Annotated in this window: 16 protein-coding genes; 6 read left to right on the forward strand and 10 right to left on the reverse strand. The window is 69.0% G+C overall.

The genetic code is table 11. The features are described 5' to 3' along the window. Positions 1–65: 65 nt before the first annotated feature. Genes tolA through ribD form a run of 10 tightly spaced genes read right to left on the reverse strand, consistent with a single transcriptional unit; the run spans position 66 to position 7,880 of the window. A complete protein-coding gene (gene tolA / locus ACSFA5_RS09885) occupies positions 66–1,028 on the reverse strand; it encodes a cell envelope integrity protein TolA (RefSeq protein ID WP_435443838.1) in 963 nt (320 codons plus the stop codon). Between the two features lie 3 nt (positions 1,029–1,031). Then, on the reverse strand, positions 1,032–1,469 hold the full coding sequence (locus ACSFA5_RS09890; protein WP_116908760.1) for an ExbD/TolR family protein: 438 nt from the start codon (positions 1,467–1,469) through the stop codon (positions 1,032–1,034). Between the two features lie 15 nt (positions 1,470–1,484). Then, complete coding sequence (tolQ, locus tag ACSFA5_RS09895; protein ID WP_435443839.1) at positions 1,485–2,204, reverse strand: protein TolQ; 720 nt, start codon at positions 2,202–2,204, stop codon at positions 1,485–1,487. Further along, the gene (gene ybgC / locus ACSFA5_RS09900) at positions 2,201–2,659 is read right to left on the reverse strand and encodes a tol-pal system-associated acyl-CoA thioesterase (protein WP_435443840.1); all 459 of its coding nucleotides are present in this window, start codon (positions 2,657–2,659) and stop codon (positions 2,201–2,203) included. Before ybgC ends, tolQ begins: the two co-directional genes overlap by 4 nt. Further along, the gene (locus ACSFA5_RS09905; protein ID WP_435443841.1) at positions 2,656–3,861 is read right to left on the reverse strand and encodes a pyridoxal phosphate-dependent aminotransferase; all 1,206 of its coding nucleotides are present in this window, start codon (positions 3,859–3,861) and stop codon (positions 2,656–2,658) included. Before ACSFA5_RS09905 ends, ybgC begins: the two co-directional genes overlap by 4 nt. Further along, complete coding sequence (nusB, locus tag ACSFA5_RS09910) at positions 3,858–4,412, reverse strand: transcription antitermination factor NusB (RefSeq protein WP_435443842.1); 555 nt, start codon at positions 4,410–4,412, stop codon at positions 3,858–3,860. Before nusB ends, ACSFA5_RS09905 begins: the two co-directional genes overlap by 4 nt. Next, positions 4,409–4,873, reverse strand: coding sequence for a 6,7-dimethyl-8-ribityllumazine synthase (gene ribH / locus ACSFA5_RS09915; RefSeq protein ID WP_435443843.1), 465 nt, complete (start codon positions 4,871–4,873; stop codon positions 4,409–4,411). Before ribH ends, nusB begins: the two co-directional genes overlap by 4 nt. Before the next feature lie 6 nt (positions 4,874–4,879). After that, positions 4,880–6,034: a bifunctional 3,4-dihydroxy-2-butanone-4-phosphate synthase/GTP cyclohydrolase II gene (ribBA, locus tag ACSFA5_RS09920; RefSeq protein WP_435443844.1), complete on the reverse strand. Its 1,155-nt coding sequence runs from the start codon at positions 6,032–6,034 to the stop codon at positions 4,880–4,882. Further along, positions 6,031–6,708: a riboflavin synthase gene (locus ACSFA5_RS09925; RefSeq protein WP_435443845.1), complete on the reverse strand. Its 678-nt coding sequence runs from the start codon at positions 6,706–6,708 to the stop codon at positions 6,031–6,033. The genes ribBA and ACSFA5_RS09925 overlap by 4 nt, the downstream gene beginning before the upstream one ends. Before the next feature lie 44 nt (positions 6,709–6,752). After that, positions 6,753–7,880, reverse strand: coding sequence for a bifunctional diaminohydroxyphosphoribosylaminopyrimidine deaminase/5-amino-6-(5-phosphoribosylamino)uracil reductase RibD (gene ribD, locus ACSFA5_RS09930; RefSeq protein WP_435443846.1), 1,128 nt, complete (start codon positions 7,878–7,880; stop codon positions 6,753–6,755). 169 nt (positions 7,881–8,049) lie between these two features. Between ribD and pilV the strand changes: the two genes are divergently transcribed. From pilV to ACSFA5_RS09960, 6 genes are read left to right on the forward strand one after another with little or no spacing between them, the layout of a single operon-like run. Further along, the gene (gene pilV / locus ACSFA5_RS09935) at positions 8,050–8,634 is read left to right on the forward strand and encodes a type IV pilus modification protein PilV (RefSeq protein ID WP_435443847.1); all 585 of its coding nucleotides are present in this window, start codon (positions 8,050–8,052) and stop codon (positions 8,632–8,634) included. Continuing rightward, positions 8,612–9,586 (forward strand): PilW family protein, encoded by a 975-nt coding sequence (locus tag ACSFA5_RS09940; protein WP_435443848.1) that lies wholly within the window; start codon positions 8,612–8,614, stop codon positions 9,584–9,586. Before pilV ends, ACSFA5_RS09940 begins: the two co-directional genes overlap by 23 nt. Positions 9,587–9,594: 8 nt before the next feature. Continuing rightward, positions 9,595–10,263 (forward strand): pilus assembly PilX family protein, encoded by a 669-nt coding sequence (locus ACSFA5_RS09945; RefSeq protein WP_435443849.1) that lies wholly within the window; start codon positions 9,595–9,597, stop codon positions 10,261–10,263. A 35-nt stretch (positions 10,264–10,298) separates the two neighbouring features. Further along, entirely contained in the window at positions 10,299–13,772 is a 3,474-nt protein-coding gene (locus tag ACSFA5_RS09950; protein WP_435443850.1) for a pilus assembly protein, read from the forward strand. Then, positions 13,769–14,194 carry a type IV pilin protein gene (locus ACSFA5_RS09955; protein WP_435443851.1) on the forward strand — a complete coding sequence of 142 codons (426 nt, stop codon included), beginning with the start codon at positions 13,769–13,771 and terminating at the stop codon, positions 14,192–14,194. The genes ACSFA5_RS09950 and ACSFA5_RS09955 overlap by 4 nt, the downstream gene beginning before the upstream one ends. Then, the gene (locus ACSFA5_RS09960) at positions 14,191–14,775 is read left to right on the forward strand and encodes a GspH/FimT family pseudopilin (RefSeq protein ID WP_435443852.1); all 585 of its coding nucleotides are present in this window, start codon (positions 14,191–14,193) and stop codon (positions 14,773–14,775) included. The genes ACSFA5_RS09955 and ACSFA5_RS09960 overlap by 4 nt, the downstream gene beginning before the upstream one ends. The last annotated feature ends 1 nt before the right edge of the window (position 14,776 follow it).

The raw sequence follows: 14,776 nt of genomic DNA on the forward strand, positions 1-14,776 counted from the left end.
GTCACCTGGAAGGGCCCCGTTTTCTTAGCTGCGCGTTAGGCGCAGCGAGCCAACGCGCGCAGAGATCAGCGCTTGGGCCGCAGCGACACGATCAGCGACGGAAAGATGCGCCCGTCGGTGTCGCGCGGCACCTTGTCGGTCTTGCGAAGGCCGCGCTCGGCGGCTTCGTCCCAACCCGGCAGGCCGCTCGACTTGCTGAGCTTCACGCCGACGATGGTGCCGTCGGGCGCCAGGCTCACCTCGAACTCGGCCGCCGGATTGCCGTTCACGGTGTCGGCATCGGGGAAGGTGATGTTCGGCCGCACGGCCGCGGCAATGCGACCGCCGTAGCCGCTCGACGGACCCGAGTTGCGCAACGCGGTGCCCTTGGAGTCGTCGGCGCCGCTGGCACCCGCCAGGCCCTGCATGCGCTTGAGCGCGGCGGCGCGGTCCGCGGCGGCCTGCTTGGTGGCGGCCTCGGCCTTCTTCGCTTCGGCCTGCTTGGCATCGGCTTCCTGCTGCTTCTTCTGGTCGGCCAGCTTCTTCTGCTGTTCCTTCTGCTGAGCCTGCTTGCGGTCGGCTTCGTCTTCCGCGCGCTGCTTGGCTTCGAGCTCTTTCTTCTTCTGCAGTTGCTGCTTTTCGAGCTCGCGGTCTTTCAGCTCTTTTTGCTCCTTGAGCTTCTTCTCGCGTTCCAGCGCAATGTCGGGCGCCTTGGGCGCGGGAGCGGGCTCGGGCGCCTTGGCCACCGGGGGCGGAGGAGGCGGAGGCGGAGCGGGCGTGGGCGCCGGTGTGGGAGCAGGTGCGGGCGGCGGTGGCGTGGGAACCGGGGTGGGGGCTTGCGGTGCCTGCAGGCGCGGCGCGGCCTGCTGCACCGTGGACGACCACAGCTCCGCATCGACGGCGCCTTCGTCGGGGTCGCTTTTCCAGCGCACGCCCCAGGTGAGCGCGGCGATCAGCAGGCCGTGCGCAATGAGGGCCAGCACGATGGCGCGCGGCGTGCCGCGCTGCGGTGGCGGCGCGAACTCGGGGCGATCCAGTGCGAGCGACATGCCTTATTTGCCGCCCGTGGTGGTGACGGACAGGCCCACGCGCTCGACGCCGCTGCGCTTGAGCTGGTTCATGGCCTTGACCACGGTCTCGTACTTCACCGACTTGTCCGCGCTGATGACCACCGGGCGGTCGTTGTCGCCGCCCTGCGCCTGCTTGGCTGCGGCGCCGATCTGCGTCATGGGGATCGACGTGCCGCCGGTGCCGGTGGACGGGTCTTTCTTGATCTGCACTTCGTCGTCGCTCTTGATGACGATCTCGATCGGCTTGTCGGGCTGCTTGTTGGCGCGGTCGACCGTGGGCAGGTTGATCACGCTGGGCGTGATGAGCGGGGCGGTGACCATGAAGATGATCAGCAGCACCAGCATCACGTCGATGAACGGGACCATGTTGATCTCGTTGATCGTGCGGCGTCCTCGGCCCCGGGATGAAACGGCGGGCATGCGTTGCGCCTCCGCTCAGCGGTTGGCCGGCGAAACCGACGACGCGCCGCCCGTGCCCGGGTTGGCCGACAGGTTGCGCTGCAGGATGTTGGAGAACTCCTCGATGTAGGTCTCCAGGGCAATGGCGATCTTGTCGATCTCGCGGGCGAAGCGGTTGTAGCCCACCACCGCCGGGATGGCGGCGAACAGGCCGATGGCCGTGGCCACCAGCGCCTCGGCGATGCCGGGGGCCACGGTGGCCAGCGTCACCTGCGTGAGGGCGGCCAAGCCGGTGAATGCGTGCATGATCCCCCAGACCGTGCCGAACAGGCCGACGTACGGGGAGACCGAGCCCACGGTGGCCAGGAACGACAGGTTCTGCTCGGCCGCGTCCAGCTCGCGCTGGAAGCTCGCGCGCATGGCGCGGCGTGCGCCGTCGAGCAGCGTGGGGGCGTCGGTGACGTGGCGCTCGCGCAGCTTTTGGTACTCGCGCATGCCCGAGGCGAAGATGCGCTCCATGGGGCCGGCGAACTTGGCGTTCTGCGCGGCCGAGGCGAACAGCTCGTTCAGGCTGGTGCCCGACCAGAACTCGCGCTCGAAGTCGTCGTTCAGCGCGCGCATGCGGCGCAGCGAGAAGTACTTGCGGATGATCGCCGCCCAGCTGGCGATCGAGACGATCACCAGCAGCAGCACGACCAGCTGCACCACGAAGCTCGCGTGGAGCAGGAGATTGATGATGGAAAGATCTTGGTTCATGGCTTGATAGGTTGAGTCATGGAGCCGCTGCAGCGCTCGAGGGTTCCCGTGACTTGTTTCGGTATGCGCGCTGGACGCAACGTGGCGGCATCCACCCAGCCGATGCGGATCGTGCCTTCGCACAGCAAGACAGGCGCCGCGGCGCCCGTTCGCTCTTGCTCTGTTTTTGATAGCACGCGCTGACCGATTATCAACGAGGCGGTACCCAATTGTTGGAGATCGGCTGTAACCAGCAGTTCGTCGTCGAGCCGGGAGGGGCGATGGTATTTGAGCTGCGTTTCGCTCACCACGAACTGGCCGCCGGTTTCCTCGCGCAGCCTGCGCTGCTCGACGCCCAGGGAGCGCAGCCACTCGGTGCGACCGCGTTCCATGAACTTCAGGTAGTTGGCATAGAACACGATGCCGCCGGCATCGGTGTCTTCCCAGTAGACGCGGATCGGGAACGCGTAGCTCATTGCGCCTTGTGGTCCGCCCGGTCTGCCATGGCGCGCAGGCGCTCGATGGCTTCGCGCAGGTGCGCCATCGAACTGGCGGTGGAGAAGCGCACGAACTTCGCCGTTTCGGCCGTGCCGAAATCGCGCCCCGGCGTGATGGCCACGTGGGCGCGCTTCATGGTCTCGAAGGCGAAGTCCCAGCTGCCCGAGATGCCGAGCTTTTCCGCGAAGCCGGTGCAGTCGGCCCAGGCGTAGAAGGCGCCGTCGGGCATCACGGGCACGTTCAGGCCCAGCGCGTTCAGTTGCGGAATGAACCAGTCGCGGCGCGCCTTGAATTCGGCGCGGCGGCGTTCGTACTCGGCAATGCTCGCGTCCTCGAAGCAGGCCAGCGCCGCATGTTGCGACACCGTGCTCGCGCAGATGAAGAGGTTCTGCGCCAGGCGCTCGACCACCGGCACCAGCGCTTCGGGCACCACCAGCCAGCCCAGGCGCCAGCCGGTCATGTTGAAGTACTTGCTGAAGCTGTTGATGCTGATGACGTTGTCGTCGATGGCCAAAGCCGTCTGCCCGAAGGCGTCGTCATGCGACAGGCCGAGATAGATCTCGTCGATCAGCGTGATGCCGCCGCGCTGCGACACCACCTCGTGAATGCGGCGCAGCTCGTCGGGCGCGATCGAGGTGCCGGTCGGGTTCGACGGCGAGGCGAGCAGCACGCCGCGGGTCTTGTCGGTCCAGGCCGTTTCGACCTTCTCGGCGGTGAGCTGGAAGCGCTCTTCGGCCGTGGTCGGCACCAGCACCGCCTTGCCGTCCGCCGCGCTCACGAAGTGGCGGTTGCACGGATAGCTGGGGTCGGGCATGAGAATTTCGTCGCCCGATTCGATCAGCGCCAGGCAGGCCAGCTGCAACGCGGCGGAGGCCCCGGCGGTGACGACGATGCGCCGTGCCGGCACGTCGACGTTGAAGCGCTGGCGGTACCAGCCGCTGATGCGCTCGCGCAGCAGGTCGAGGCCGGTGGCCTGCGTGTACTGCGTGGCGCCCGCGCGCACGGCGCGCATCGCGGCTTCCTGTACCAGCGGCGGCGCGGTGAAGTCGGGCTCGCCGATGTTCAGGAAGATCATCGGCCGGTCGGTGTGGGCAACCTCGCGCGCCAGCGAACCGGCCGCCTTGGCCACCTCCATCACGTAGAACGGTTCGATGCGCTGGGCGCGCGTCGAAATCTTCACGGACGCGCCTTGCCCGACGCGCGGTCGGTTTCCACTTCGAGCGGACGCAGTTGCGGCGCCAGGCCGTTGAGCACGGCATTCACGTACTTGTGGCCGTCGGTGCCGCCGAATTCCTTGGCGAGCTCGATGCACTCGTTGAGCACCACGCGCCACGGCACGTCGGGGCAGTTCTGGAATTCGTACACGCCGATCCACATCACGGCGTGCTCGACCGGCGAGATTTCCTCGAACTTGCGGTCCAGCAGCGGGCGGATCAGCGCGTCGAGTTGCTCGGCGCCTTCGATCGAACCGTGCAGCAGCGCGTCGTAGTGCGCGGCGTCGGCCTTGTGAAAGCCGGCGAGGTCGCGCGTGAAATGGTCGATGTCCGTCGGGTCGTTGCGGCCCACCAGGTGCTGGTAGAGCGCCTGCAGCGCGAACTCGCGCGCTCGGCTGCGGTTGGACTTGGCCGAAGCCTTGCGCGCGCCGGTGCTGGTGAGGCCGACGCGCGACTGGCGGGGCTTGTCGCCTGCAATGGTGGCGGGCTTGAGGGGCTTGGAGGTGTCTTCGGTCATGAAAGGGTGGCCAGCAGTTGCGCCATCTCGACAGCCACGCGGGCCGCGTCGCGGCCCTTGTCGGTCTGCCGGGCAACGGCTTGCTCGAGGTTCTCGGTGGTGATGATCGCGTTGGCGATGGGCAGCTTGTAGTCGAGCGAGACGCGGCTCACGCTGGCGCCCGATTCGTTGGCCACCAGCTCGAAGTGGTAGGTCTCGCCGCGAATGATGCAGCCCAGCGCCACGAGCGCGTGGTAGCCGCCGCGCTCGGCCAGCGCCTGCAGGGCGATGGGCACTTCGAGCGCGCCGGGCACCTGCAGGTGGTGGATGTCGTTGGCGGCCACGCCCAGGGCTTCGAGCTCCGACAGGCAGGCGTGGGCCAGCGCATCGGTGACGTCGGCGTTGAAGCGCGCCTGCACGATGCCGATGCGCAGTCCTTTTCCGTGGAGCGGCTTGCTCTCGCCCTTGTTTGCACCTTGCATGGTCGTTCAGTCTTTCGTGAGGTAGCCGGCAATTTCGAGGCCGTAGCCCGCAGCCATGCTCGGCATGCGACGCGGCGTGCCCAGCAGGTTCATCTTGTGCACGCCGCATTCGCGCAGAATTTGCGCGCCGATGCCGTAGCTGCGAAGGTCCATGCGGCCGCGCTCGGGGGCTTGCGCGGGGCGCGCGGTGCCGTCGAATTGCGCGAGCAGCTCGCCCGCGGTTTCGCCGCAGTTCAGCAGCACGGCCACGCCCTTGCCCTCGGTCGCGATGTGCGAGAGGCTGGCGTCCAGGCTCCACGAATGCAGCGAGCGGTTGATTTCGAGCGCGTCGAGCACTGACAGCGGCTCGTGCACGCGCACCGACACCGTGTCTTCCGGCGCCCAGGTGCCGCGCACCAGCGCCAGGTGCACGCCGCGGCTGGGCTTGTCGATGAAGGCGTGGGCGGTGAAGGCGCCCCAGGCGGTTTGAATCTCGCGGCAGCCGACCTTCTCGACCAGCGACTCGACGCGGCTGCGGTGCTCGATGAGCGCGGCGATGGTGCCGATCTTCAGGTTGTGCTCGGCCGCGAAGATCTGCAGGTCGGGCAGGCGGGCCATGGTGCCGTCTTCGTTCATCACCTCGCAGATCACCGAGGCGGGCGAGCAGCCGGCCATGGCGGCCAGGTCGCAACCGGCTTCGGTATGGCCCGCGCGCATCAGCACGCCGCCGTCCACCGCCTGCAGCGGGAAGATGTGGCCGGGCTGCACCAGGTCGGCGGCCACGGCGTCGGGCGCCACGGCGGCCTGCACGGTGCGCGCGCGGTCGGCCGCCGAGATGCCGGTGGTCACGCCTTCGGCTGCTTCGATGGAGACGGTGAAGGCGGTCGAATGCTTGGCGCCGTTGCGCTGGACCATCGGCGGCAGCTGCAGCCGCTCGCACATCTCGCGCGACAGCGTCAGGCAGATCAGGCCGCGGGCATGGCGCGCCATGAAGTTGATCGATTCGGCCGAGATGTGGTCGGCCGCGACGACGATGTCGCCCTCGTTCTCGCGGTCTTCCTCGTCCACCAGGATCACCATGCGGCCGGCGGCAAGCTCGGCCACGATCTCCTCGACCGGCGAGATCGAGGCGGGAGCGCGCGTGGCGCGGGGGGCGCCGATCGGCGTGACGGAGGCGTTCATTCGGCTGTGTCCTTGGAATGCTTGGATGTGGGCGTGGATGCAGGGGGCACCAGCACGCCGGCCTGGAGCATGCGCTCCACGTAGCGCGCCACGGTATCGATTTCGAGGTTGACCTTCGAGCCGGCCTTCAGGCCGCCGAGGGAGGTGTTCTCGACGGTGTGCGGGATCAGGTTGATGCTGACCTCGGCGCCGTCGGCGATGTCGCTCACGCTGTTGACCGTGAGGCTCACGCCGTTGATGGTGATCGAGCCCTTGTAGGCCAGGAAGCGGGCCAGCGCGGGCGGTGCGAGCACGCGCAGTTCCCAGCTTTCGCCGACCGGCTCGAAGAAGGCCACGGTGCCGATGCCGTCGACGTGGCCCGAGACGATGTGCCCGCCCAGGCGGTCGCTGGCGCGCAGGGCCTTCTCGAGGTTGACGCGGCCGCCCTCGTCGGTCAGGCCGGCGGTCTTGTCGAGGGACTCGGCGGAAATGTCGATGGTGAACTGCTGTCGCTCGGGGACGAGCGTGGTGACAGTCATGCAGGCGCCGTTGAGCGCAATGCTGTCGCCGAGCCCGACGTCGTCGAGGTAGCCGTCAGGCACCGCGATGCTGAGTCTTTTGCCGTAGGAGGAGGAGGTGCCGAGGTCGTGAATGGCGGCGATGCGCCCCACGCCGGTGATGATTCCGGTGAACATATCCGCGCATTTTCGCAGAGAACGCGGGGTGTTCGGGGTAAACGCTAGAACGCGTCCCTTCCGGCAATGCGTGCCACGACGCGCAGGTCGGGTCCCAGCAGGTCCACGGACTTGAATTCCAGGGGCAGAACACCCGCCAGCGAAGTCAGCGGGCCGCCGGCATGGAGGTGGCTCGCGATGTCCATGCCGCTGCCGATCAGCTTGGGCGCCAAGTACACCAGCAGTTCGTCGACACAGCCTTCGCGCAGCATCGAGCCGTTGAGCTTGTGGCCCGATTCGACGTGCAGCTCGTTCACGCCGCGCGCCGCCAGGTCCTTCAGCAGGGCCGGCAGGTCGACCTTGCCGTCGGCGTTGGGCAGGCAGGTGACGGTGGCGCCGCGGGCTTCCAGTGCCGCTGCCTTTTCTTCGTCGCGGCCTGCCGCGTAGATCCATACCGGGCGGCCTGCTATGAATATGTGAGCGTCAAGCGGTGTCTGGAGGCGGCTGTCCACCACGACGAGGTGCGGCTGGCGCGGGGTGTCGACCAGGCGCACGTCCAGCCGCGGGTTGTCCTCCAGCACCGTGCCCACGCCGGTCAGCACCGCGCTGGCCCGGGCGCGCCAGGCGTGGCCGTCGGTGCGGGCGGCCTCGGCGGTGATCCATTGGCTCACGCCGTTGGCCAGGCCGGTCTTGCCGTCGAGCGACGCGGCCACCTTCATCCGCACCCAGGGCTGCTTGCGGACCATGCGGCTGAAGAAGCCGATGTTGAGTTCGCGCGATTCCACGGCGCCGGGACCGACCTCGACCTGGATGCCCGCAGCGCGCAGGCGCTCGAAGCCCTGGCCCGCGACCAGCGGGTTCGGGTCTGCCAGGGAGGCGACCACCCGGCGAACGCCGGCCGCGATCAGTGCGTCGCAGCACGGGCCGGTACGGCCATGGTGCGCGCACGGCTCGAGCGTGACGTACGCCGTCGCGCCTTCGACCGAGCGGCCTTGCGCCGCGGCGTCGCGCAGCGCCATCACCTCGGCATGCGGGCCTCCAGCCTTCTGCGTGTGGCCCTGGCCCAGCACGCGGCCGCCGGCGTCGCACAGCACACAGCCCACGCGCGGGTTCGGATCGGTCAGCAGCAGCGCCGACGTGGCCAGGCGCAGCGCGGTCGCGATGTGCAGGGCGTCTTGTTCGTGAGAGGGCATGGGGGCTTGGGCGGAAGAAGTTGGCAGCGGTGTCGCTGGATCATACGAGCGGCATTCGAACGCGGACGAACGGTGCCGGCCGCGATGCCGGTGCCCGCTTAGGCTCGGTTTTCGATGGCGCGAAACAGAGGCAACCCAAGTTGCACACGCGCAGGGAGGACATCGGTCTATGGCTTCAAGAAAGCATTTCAGCGCGGGCTTTTCGCTCGTGGAGGTACTCGTTTCCATCGTGGTGCTGAGCGCAGGGCTGCTCGGCGCCATGGGCATGCTGCTGGCGGCGGCCCGCACGAGCAACGAGGCGGCAACGTTCACGGCGGCCATCAACCTCGTGCGCGACCTGTCGGAGAAGGCGCGCATGAACATGGGCGTGGCGGCAAGGAACGACGCCGCGAATGCCTATCTGCTCGAGCAATGGGCCGAGGGCACGGCGTCAAGGGCGACGGGGCCGTCATGCGCCACGGTGGGCGCGCCTTGCAATGCCGCGCAGCTTGCCGCCTGGGACCTGCGCGAATGGAAGCAGCGCGTCGCCGCCGTGCTGCCCGATGCGCGCGTCAGCGTGTGCTTCGACGAGGCGCCATTTAGCGAAGCGGCCGGCACCTATGTCTGGCCCTGCAGTCGTACCGGCCGCAGCGTGGTCGTCAAGCTAGGCTGGACGCCGCGCGGCGCGGCGGTTGCCGACAAGGCGACCCCGCCGCCGCGCCTGGTGATGCAACTGGTGCCAGGACAGCCTGATGACGGCCAGCCCGGTTCCTGAGGCCGCTCGGCGCGCACGCCAGCGCGGCGTGACGCTCGTCGAGCTTCTGGTCGCCGTGGGCCTCGGGCTGGTCGTGGTGCTCTGTGCCACGGCAGCATTCGTCGGCAGCAAGCAGCTGTTCACCGCCGACGCCGAGGCGCAGGCGGTGGAAGACACCCTCCGGTTCGCCGGCTTCGTCGTGAAGGGCATCGTTCGGCAGGCGGGCTACGCCGACTACGCGCCGGACCGCGTGGATGCAGACGGCGCCATCTCGCTGCCGAGCCAGGTCACTGCGTTGGACGATCCTTCGGAGCTGCACGTCGTCGGAGCGCGCAACGCCCGCGTGGGCGGCAAGGACGAAAGCTACGGCACCCACGACAGCCGGGGCGTCAATGGCAGCGATTCCCTGCTCGTGCGCTTCTTCGGCCGCAGCCGGGCGAACGGCGACGCCACCGAGCCCGACGGCACCATGGTCGACTGCATGGGCTTCGCCCAGCCCGGTCCCATGCCGGGCAAGCAGACGTCCGCGGACCGCGCGTGGAGCTTCTTCTACGTCGCCAATGCCACGGACGGCGAGCCGGAGCTCTACTGCAAGTACCGCAGCAACGAGAACGGCAGCTTCCGCGCGGAGCCGCTGGCGCGGGGCGTCGAGGTGTTCAACGTCGTCTACGGCCACGACGGCGACGGCGACGGCGTGCCCGAGCGCTGGCTCGACGCCGCGCAGCTGGAAGCCCGCGCGCCGTCTGCCGCCAAGGCGGCTGCCGAATGGCGCAAGGTGGTCGGGCTGCGTTTCGGCCTGGTGGCGCGCAGTGCGCGCGCCAATGGCTGGCCGCGCGGGGTGGACGAGGTGCTGTACCCGCTGGGCCGCGAGTTTCCCGGCCTGGGCTTCAAGCCCCCGGCCGACGGGCGCCTGCGTCGCGTGGCCACGTTCACCGTGATGCTGCGCAACCCGCTGAAAGACGCCGCGCCATGAACCGCTGCATGAGCAGCGCCCCTCGTCGCACGTCGCGCGGGTTTTCTCTGATCGTCGTCCTGCTGATGTTGCTCGTCGTCACGGTGCTGGCACTCGGTGCGGCACAGAGCTCGCTCGTGAGCGAGCGCGGCGCTCGCAACGACCGCGACGCCGAGGTGGCGTTCCAGGCCGCCGAGGCCGCACTGCTCGACGCCGAAAGCGATGTGCTCGGCCCCAACGACCACATCCGCCAGCGCCTGTGTCTTTTCAGCAGCAGGGACATCGCGGCCTTCGCGGCGGGGTGCGGTGCCGGCGGCGATCGCCAGGGGCTGTGCGCGCCGGTCGAGCCGGGCAGCGAGCCCGCGTGGACGAGCGCGGACTTCTCGGCCGATGCCGGCACGTCGGTGGCCTACGGCGCTTTCACCGGGCAGACCTACCTCGGTGACAGCGGCGGCAGCGGCGGCGCGGCCCCGAGCCCGCGCGCCGGTGCGCTGCCGGCCAGGTCGCCGCGCTACATCGTCGAGGCCGTGCGCAGCCATGGCGGCTGGCAGGCCGACCAGCTCCTGAGCGCGAGTGCCGAAGGTGCCCGCTATCTCTTTCGCGTGACGGCCATCGGCTACGGCGTGCGCGAAGAAACGCAGGTGGTCCTGCAGACCACCTTGTTCAAACCGGCGGCCAGTCCCGGCTGCCCCTCATGAGAGGCGAAGCAATGCGTTGCATTCGAATTCCGCGCATGGCGATCTGGGCGGTCTGCGCAGCCTTCCACGCCCAAGCGGCCACGCCGCCCGACGCGGTGCTGCCCAGCGAGCCGCTGGCTTCGCTGGCGTCGCGCGTCGATCCCAATGTCGTGCTGGACCTGGCGCTCGAAGCCTCGAATGCCGGCGCCGCCTACCGCGGCGAGTTCGACGCAACGGTGCGCCACACCGGCCTCTGGGACGCCATGGGCTGCTACAGCTACGCCAGCACCGACGGCTACTTCAAGCGCGAGGCCACGGCAACGAAAGGCGCAGGTGGCGAAATCGTCTGCAACCGCCAATGGAGCGGCAACCTGTTGAACTGGGCCGCGACATCCGGCATCGACGGTGTGCGGCTGGCGCTGACCGGGGGCGAGCGTGCCGTGGACGAGCTTGATCGAACGGTCCTGCGGCGCGCGGAACTGCCAGCCAGCTTCTACCGGAGCGTGCACTTTCCGGACAAGGTCCTGAAGGCGCGCGCAAACCTGTTCACGCCGTTGACCACGGGCGACGCCCTTCATTTCAACAACTGCGGCGAGCAGATCTTCGTCGGCCCTTCCGCCACGGGCTCGTGCGCCGAGCCCGGAAGCGACCGGCGCCATGGTGCGTACCTGGCGCGCGTGGCGGTGTGCGCGCCGGAGGAAGCGGTTGCACGCGGCGACCTGTGCTTGCGGTATCCGGGCGGCCATCACAAGCCGGTCGGCGTCGTTCAGAGGCACTCGGAACACATGCGTTTCTCGGTCTTCGGCGCTCTTGCGGGCGGTGCGCTGCTCGCGCCGATGAAGCACACCGGCCCGACGAAGGTCGATGCGACCTTCGACAAGGTGGTCAACCCGCAGGCGGAATGGGACGCCGCCACCGGAATCTTCAAGACGGGACCGGGCGCGGCGAAAGGTGTCGTCGAAGCGATCCATCGTGTCGGCCGCGGCGGCGCCTACGGCCGGCCCGACGCCCTTCGCGCGCTGTACGACGAGTCGCTTCGCTACCTGCAAGGTGCCGGCCTTGGGCGCGGTGTTGCGGACCCCGTGGCGCTCAGCTGCCAGAAGAACCACCTCGTCGTGATCGGGGACGCGCCAGCGCGTGACGACCGCCCCGACGACAGCGTCTGGACGCGCCTCGTGGGCGCATTCGAGAAGGACGAGGCACTGTCCTCCGTGCCTGCGCCAGGCATCCCGGGGCTTGCCTATCGGGCCAACACCCAGACGATTCGCGACGACTACCCGGACGTGCGCGCGCGAACCTTTGTCATCGACACCGGGCAGCGCGGCGGCGGGCTCTCGCTCGCGGCGAAGTACGGCGGCTTCGTCGACACCAACGGCGATGGCAACCCGTTCCGCGCCTTCGACGGGCTGGGCCGCCCGGATGTGAAAAGCAACGCCGAGTGGGCGGAAGGTATCGGTGCCGACGGCAAGCCCCAACCCAGGACGTACTTCTTCGCCGGTGAGCCCGAGCAGATGGCGACGGCGATGCGAAGGGCTCTGGCGCGGGCCGCGTTGCCTGAATCAGGCGGCATGGACAACAGCGCGATCTCATCGCCTGGTCTTTCGAAGGAGGGCACCAGTCTCTATGCGTCCCAGTCCGCCGGCCAGCGCGGAGCGGGCTCGCTGCTGTCGTTTCCATTGGCCTACGACGCTGCCACCGGGGCCGTGCGCCGTGGCGATCTGCCCGACTGGGACGCCGGCGCCTTGTTGACCGGCAGTCCCACGGCCAGGCCGGCCGTGCCGGCGCGCGATCCGGCGAGCCGGCGGATCTTCACGTTGTCCTCCGCCGGCGCGGGCACGCCGTTCGAATGGCATGCGCTCGACGCGGTGTCGAAGGGCCACCTGAGCGCAACGCCGCATGCCGAGCACTCTGCATCCGACGCATTGGGCCCCGAGCGGCTGGCCTACCTGCGAGGCGACCGGCGCAAGGAGGAGTCCGTTGCCGGCGGCGTCTTTCGCGTGCGCGATTCCGTCATGGGGCGCGTGGCTCACTCGGTTCCTTTCTTCGCGGACGGTCGGCGCGGCCGTGTTCCCGCGGTGTACGTCGGCGCCGACGACGGCATGCTCCACGCGTTCTCGGCCCGCACAGGGGAAGAGCTTTTCGCTTATGTGCCGCGTGCGCTCTTTCCCCTGTTGGCGGACTACAGCTCGCCGGACCATGTGCCTCGCAGCCTCGTCGATGGGTCTGCGACGGTGGCCGACGTGCAACTGGCCGACGGCGCATGGCGCAGCATGCTGGTGTCGGGCATGGGCGGTGGTGCCACCGGCGTCCTTGCGCTCGACGTGAGCGACGCCGCCAACTTTTCCGCGGGCCACGTGATGTGGGAGTTCAGCGGCGCGGACGACGCCGACATGGGCCACCAGACGCAGCCGCCGCGCGTCCTGAAGTTCCGCACGACCGCCGCGACGCGCACCGAGCCGGCCAGGCATCGATGGTTTGCCGTGGTGCCGTCGGGCTTCAACAACGCCAACCCGGAGAAACGCACCGCCCTGTTCCTGCTCTCGCTCGACAAGCCCGCGAACGCCCCATGGGTGCTGGACGTCAACTATCACAAGATCGTGCTGCCGGTTCCCGCGGACACCACCGTCGTGAATGCCCTCGGCGTGCCGGGCGACTACGCGGGCGCCGACGGCGCCACGCGTTTCCTGTATGCGGGCGACACGCAGGGCAATCTGTGGAAGTTCGCCTTCACCGCCAATGCGCCGTGGCGCGCGGGCAATGTCTTGCCGTTCAAGGCGCAGCCGCTGATGGTCGCGTGGGGCGAGGGCGCCAGGCGCCAGCCGATCACCGTGGTGCCGAAGGTCGGCATCGGACCGTCCGGCGGGGCGATCGTGCTGTTCGGCACCGGCAAGTTCGTGAGTCCGGATGACCTGGGTCGTTCCAGCCGTGGCGTGCAGACGGTCTATGGCGTGTACGACAACGGCGAGCCCATCGGGTCGCGTGCCGCGCGCATGCAGCTTCAGCCGCGGCGAGCTGTCTTGGCCGGCGGATCGGCGCCTTTCGCCATCACCGGCGATACGTTTTCGTACGGCGCCTTCGACAGCAAGACCGCCACCCGGCGCGGCTGGTATCTCGACCTGCCCGAGTCCCGCGACAAGGGCGAGCGCGTGGTCGCCGAGCCCGTGTTGAGTGACGGACTGCTGTTCTTCAATACGCTCATCCCTGCCGCCACGGCATGTGGCAGTGACGGTGGGCGCAGTTGCGCGGTGAATGCCCTGACCGGCCTGTCCAAGGGCGGCACCTGCGTGCCCTCGGACGCCGGCATGCCCGGCACACCCCAGGTGGTGCAGCTGGGGGACAGCGTGTACAGCACCACCGACATGCTCGGTCGCCGTACGCACACGCGCCGCCTGGCCGTCATCCAGGCGGGCGGGCGTGGCGGCAAGAGCGGATTCTCGACGGCGCAGCCCGTCGAGGGCGGCACGACCTCGCAGGCGGCAGGGCGCCTGAACTGGCGCCAGGTCGTGGATGCGCGGGAGGCACGGCGATGAGCGCGGCCAGGCAGTGCGCGCGCGGGTTCACGTTGATCGAAGTGATGATGGTCGTTGCGATCACCGCCATCCTCGCGGCCATTTCGTACCCGTCGTACATGGACATCGTGCGCCAGGGGTGGCGCAGCGAGGCCCGCGCCGCGCTGATGCAGCAGATGCAGCATCAGGAGCGGCACTACACACAGGCCGGCCGCTATCGGCACTACACGGGGGATTCAGGCGATTCGGGCGGCGGCGGTGCGACGGGCAAGTACACCATCGAGAGCGGCAACTGCGAGGGACGCGGCAGCATCGACAGCTGCATCCGGCTGACGGCGAGCCTGAAGCCCGCATTTTCCGATCCTCGGGTCGGCGCCCTCTGGATCGACAGCACGGGCGACAAGGGATGCGACGGCACGCAGCGCGTCAGGTGCTGGCAATGAACGCCGGCGCACGCAGGGCCGGGCGCGCGGGCGGCTTCACGCTGCTGGAACTGATGGTGGTCGTGGCCATCGTGGCGGTGCTGGCGGGCATCGGCATGCCGAGCTTTCGCACGCTGCTGCTCAACCAGCGTTTGGCGGGGGCGGCGCAGGCTTTCAATGCCGCCCTGAGCCTTGCGCGCATGGAGGCCATCCAGCGCTCCCGCAGCGTGCGGGTGACTGCGCTCGCAGACCGTGATTGGTCCGGGGGCTGGACCGTCGTGGCCGGTGTGAGCGGGTCCACAGGACCCGACGCGCCCGCAACGCTGCGTCGCTTCGAAGGGCTGCCGGACGGGGTCCGCGTGGATGCGTCGCTCGGCGACGGCTTTGCGCAGGGCGTGCGCTACGACAGCAATGGGTTCTCGCGCCGGGCCACCCATGCCGCCTTTGCCGCCGGATGCCTCACGCTGAAGGCCGACACGGGCCGCAGGGCGTCGATCGTGGTGTCGGCATCGGGGCGGGCCCGGGTCTGCAACCCGGACCAACACGGAGACTGCGGCACCGGGGTCTGCGGCAAGGCCGCCAAAAAAGAAGACGGCGGCTGAG

Source organism: Variovorax monticola (assembly GCF_051216855.1).
Classification (GTDB): domain Bacteria; phylum Pseudomonadota; class Gammaproteobacteria; order Burkholderiales; family Burkholderiaceae_C; genus Variovorax.

Coding starts and splice junctions, on each gene's coding strand:
- pilV (WP_435443847.1), top strand. CDS start 8,050: ATGGCTTCAAGAAAGCATTTCAGCGCGGGCTTTTCGCTCGTGGAGGTA.
- ACSFA5_RS09890 (WP_116908760.1), bottom strand. CDS start 1,469: ATGCCCGCCGTTTCATCCCGGGGCCGAGGACGCCGCACGATCAACGAG.
- ribBA (WP_435443844.1), bottom strand. CDS start 6,034: ATGAACGCCTCCGTCACGCCGATCGGCGCCCCCCGCGCCACGCGCGCT.
- ribD (WP_435443846.1), bottom strand. CDS start 7,880: ATGCCCTCTCACGAACAAGACGCCCTGCACATCGCGACCGCGCTGCGC.
- tolQ (WP_435443839.1), bottom strand. CDS start 2,204: ATGAACCAAGATCTTTCCATCATCAATCTCCTGCTCCACGCGAGCTTC.
- ACSFA5_RS09960 (WP_435443852.1), top strand. CDS start 14,191: ATGAACGCCGGCGCACGCAGGGCCGGGCGCGCGGGCGGCTTCACGCTG.
- ACSFA5_RS09955 (WP_435443851.1), top strand. CDS start 13,769: ATGAGCGCGGCCAGGCAGTGCGCGCGCGGGTTCACGTTGATCGAAGTG.
- ACSFA5_RS09950 (WP_435443850.1), top strand. CDS start 10,299: ATGGCGATCTGGGCGGTCTGCGCAGCCTTCCACGCCCAAGCGGCCACG.
- ybgC (WP_435443840.1), bottom strand. CDS start 2,659: ATGAGCTACGCGTTCCCGATCCGCGTCTACTGGGAAGACACCGATGCC.
- nusB (WP_435443842.1), bottom strand. CDS start 4,412: ATGACCGAAGACACCTCCAAGCCCCTCAAGCCCGCCACCATTGCAGGC.
- ACSFA5_RS09925 (WP_435443845.1), bottom strand. CDS start 6,708: ATGTTCACCGGAATCATCACCGGCGTGGGGCGCATCGCCGCCATTCAC.
- ACSFA5_RS09940 (WP_435443848.1), top strand. CDS start 8,612: ATGACGGCCAGCCCGGTTCCTGAGGCCGCTCGGCGCGCACGCCAGCGC.
- ACSFA5_RS09945 (WP_435443849.1), top strand. CDS start 9,595: ATGAGCAGCGCCCCTCGTCGCACGTCGCGCGGGTTTTCTCTGATCGTC.
- tolA (WP_435443838.1), bottom strand. CDS start 1,028: ATGTCGCTCGCACTGGATCGCCCCGAGTTCGCGCCGCCACCGCAGCGC.
- ribH (WP_435443843.1), bottom strand. CDS start 4,873: ATGCAAGGTGCAAACAAGGGCGAGAGCAAGCCGCTCCACGGAAAAGGA.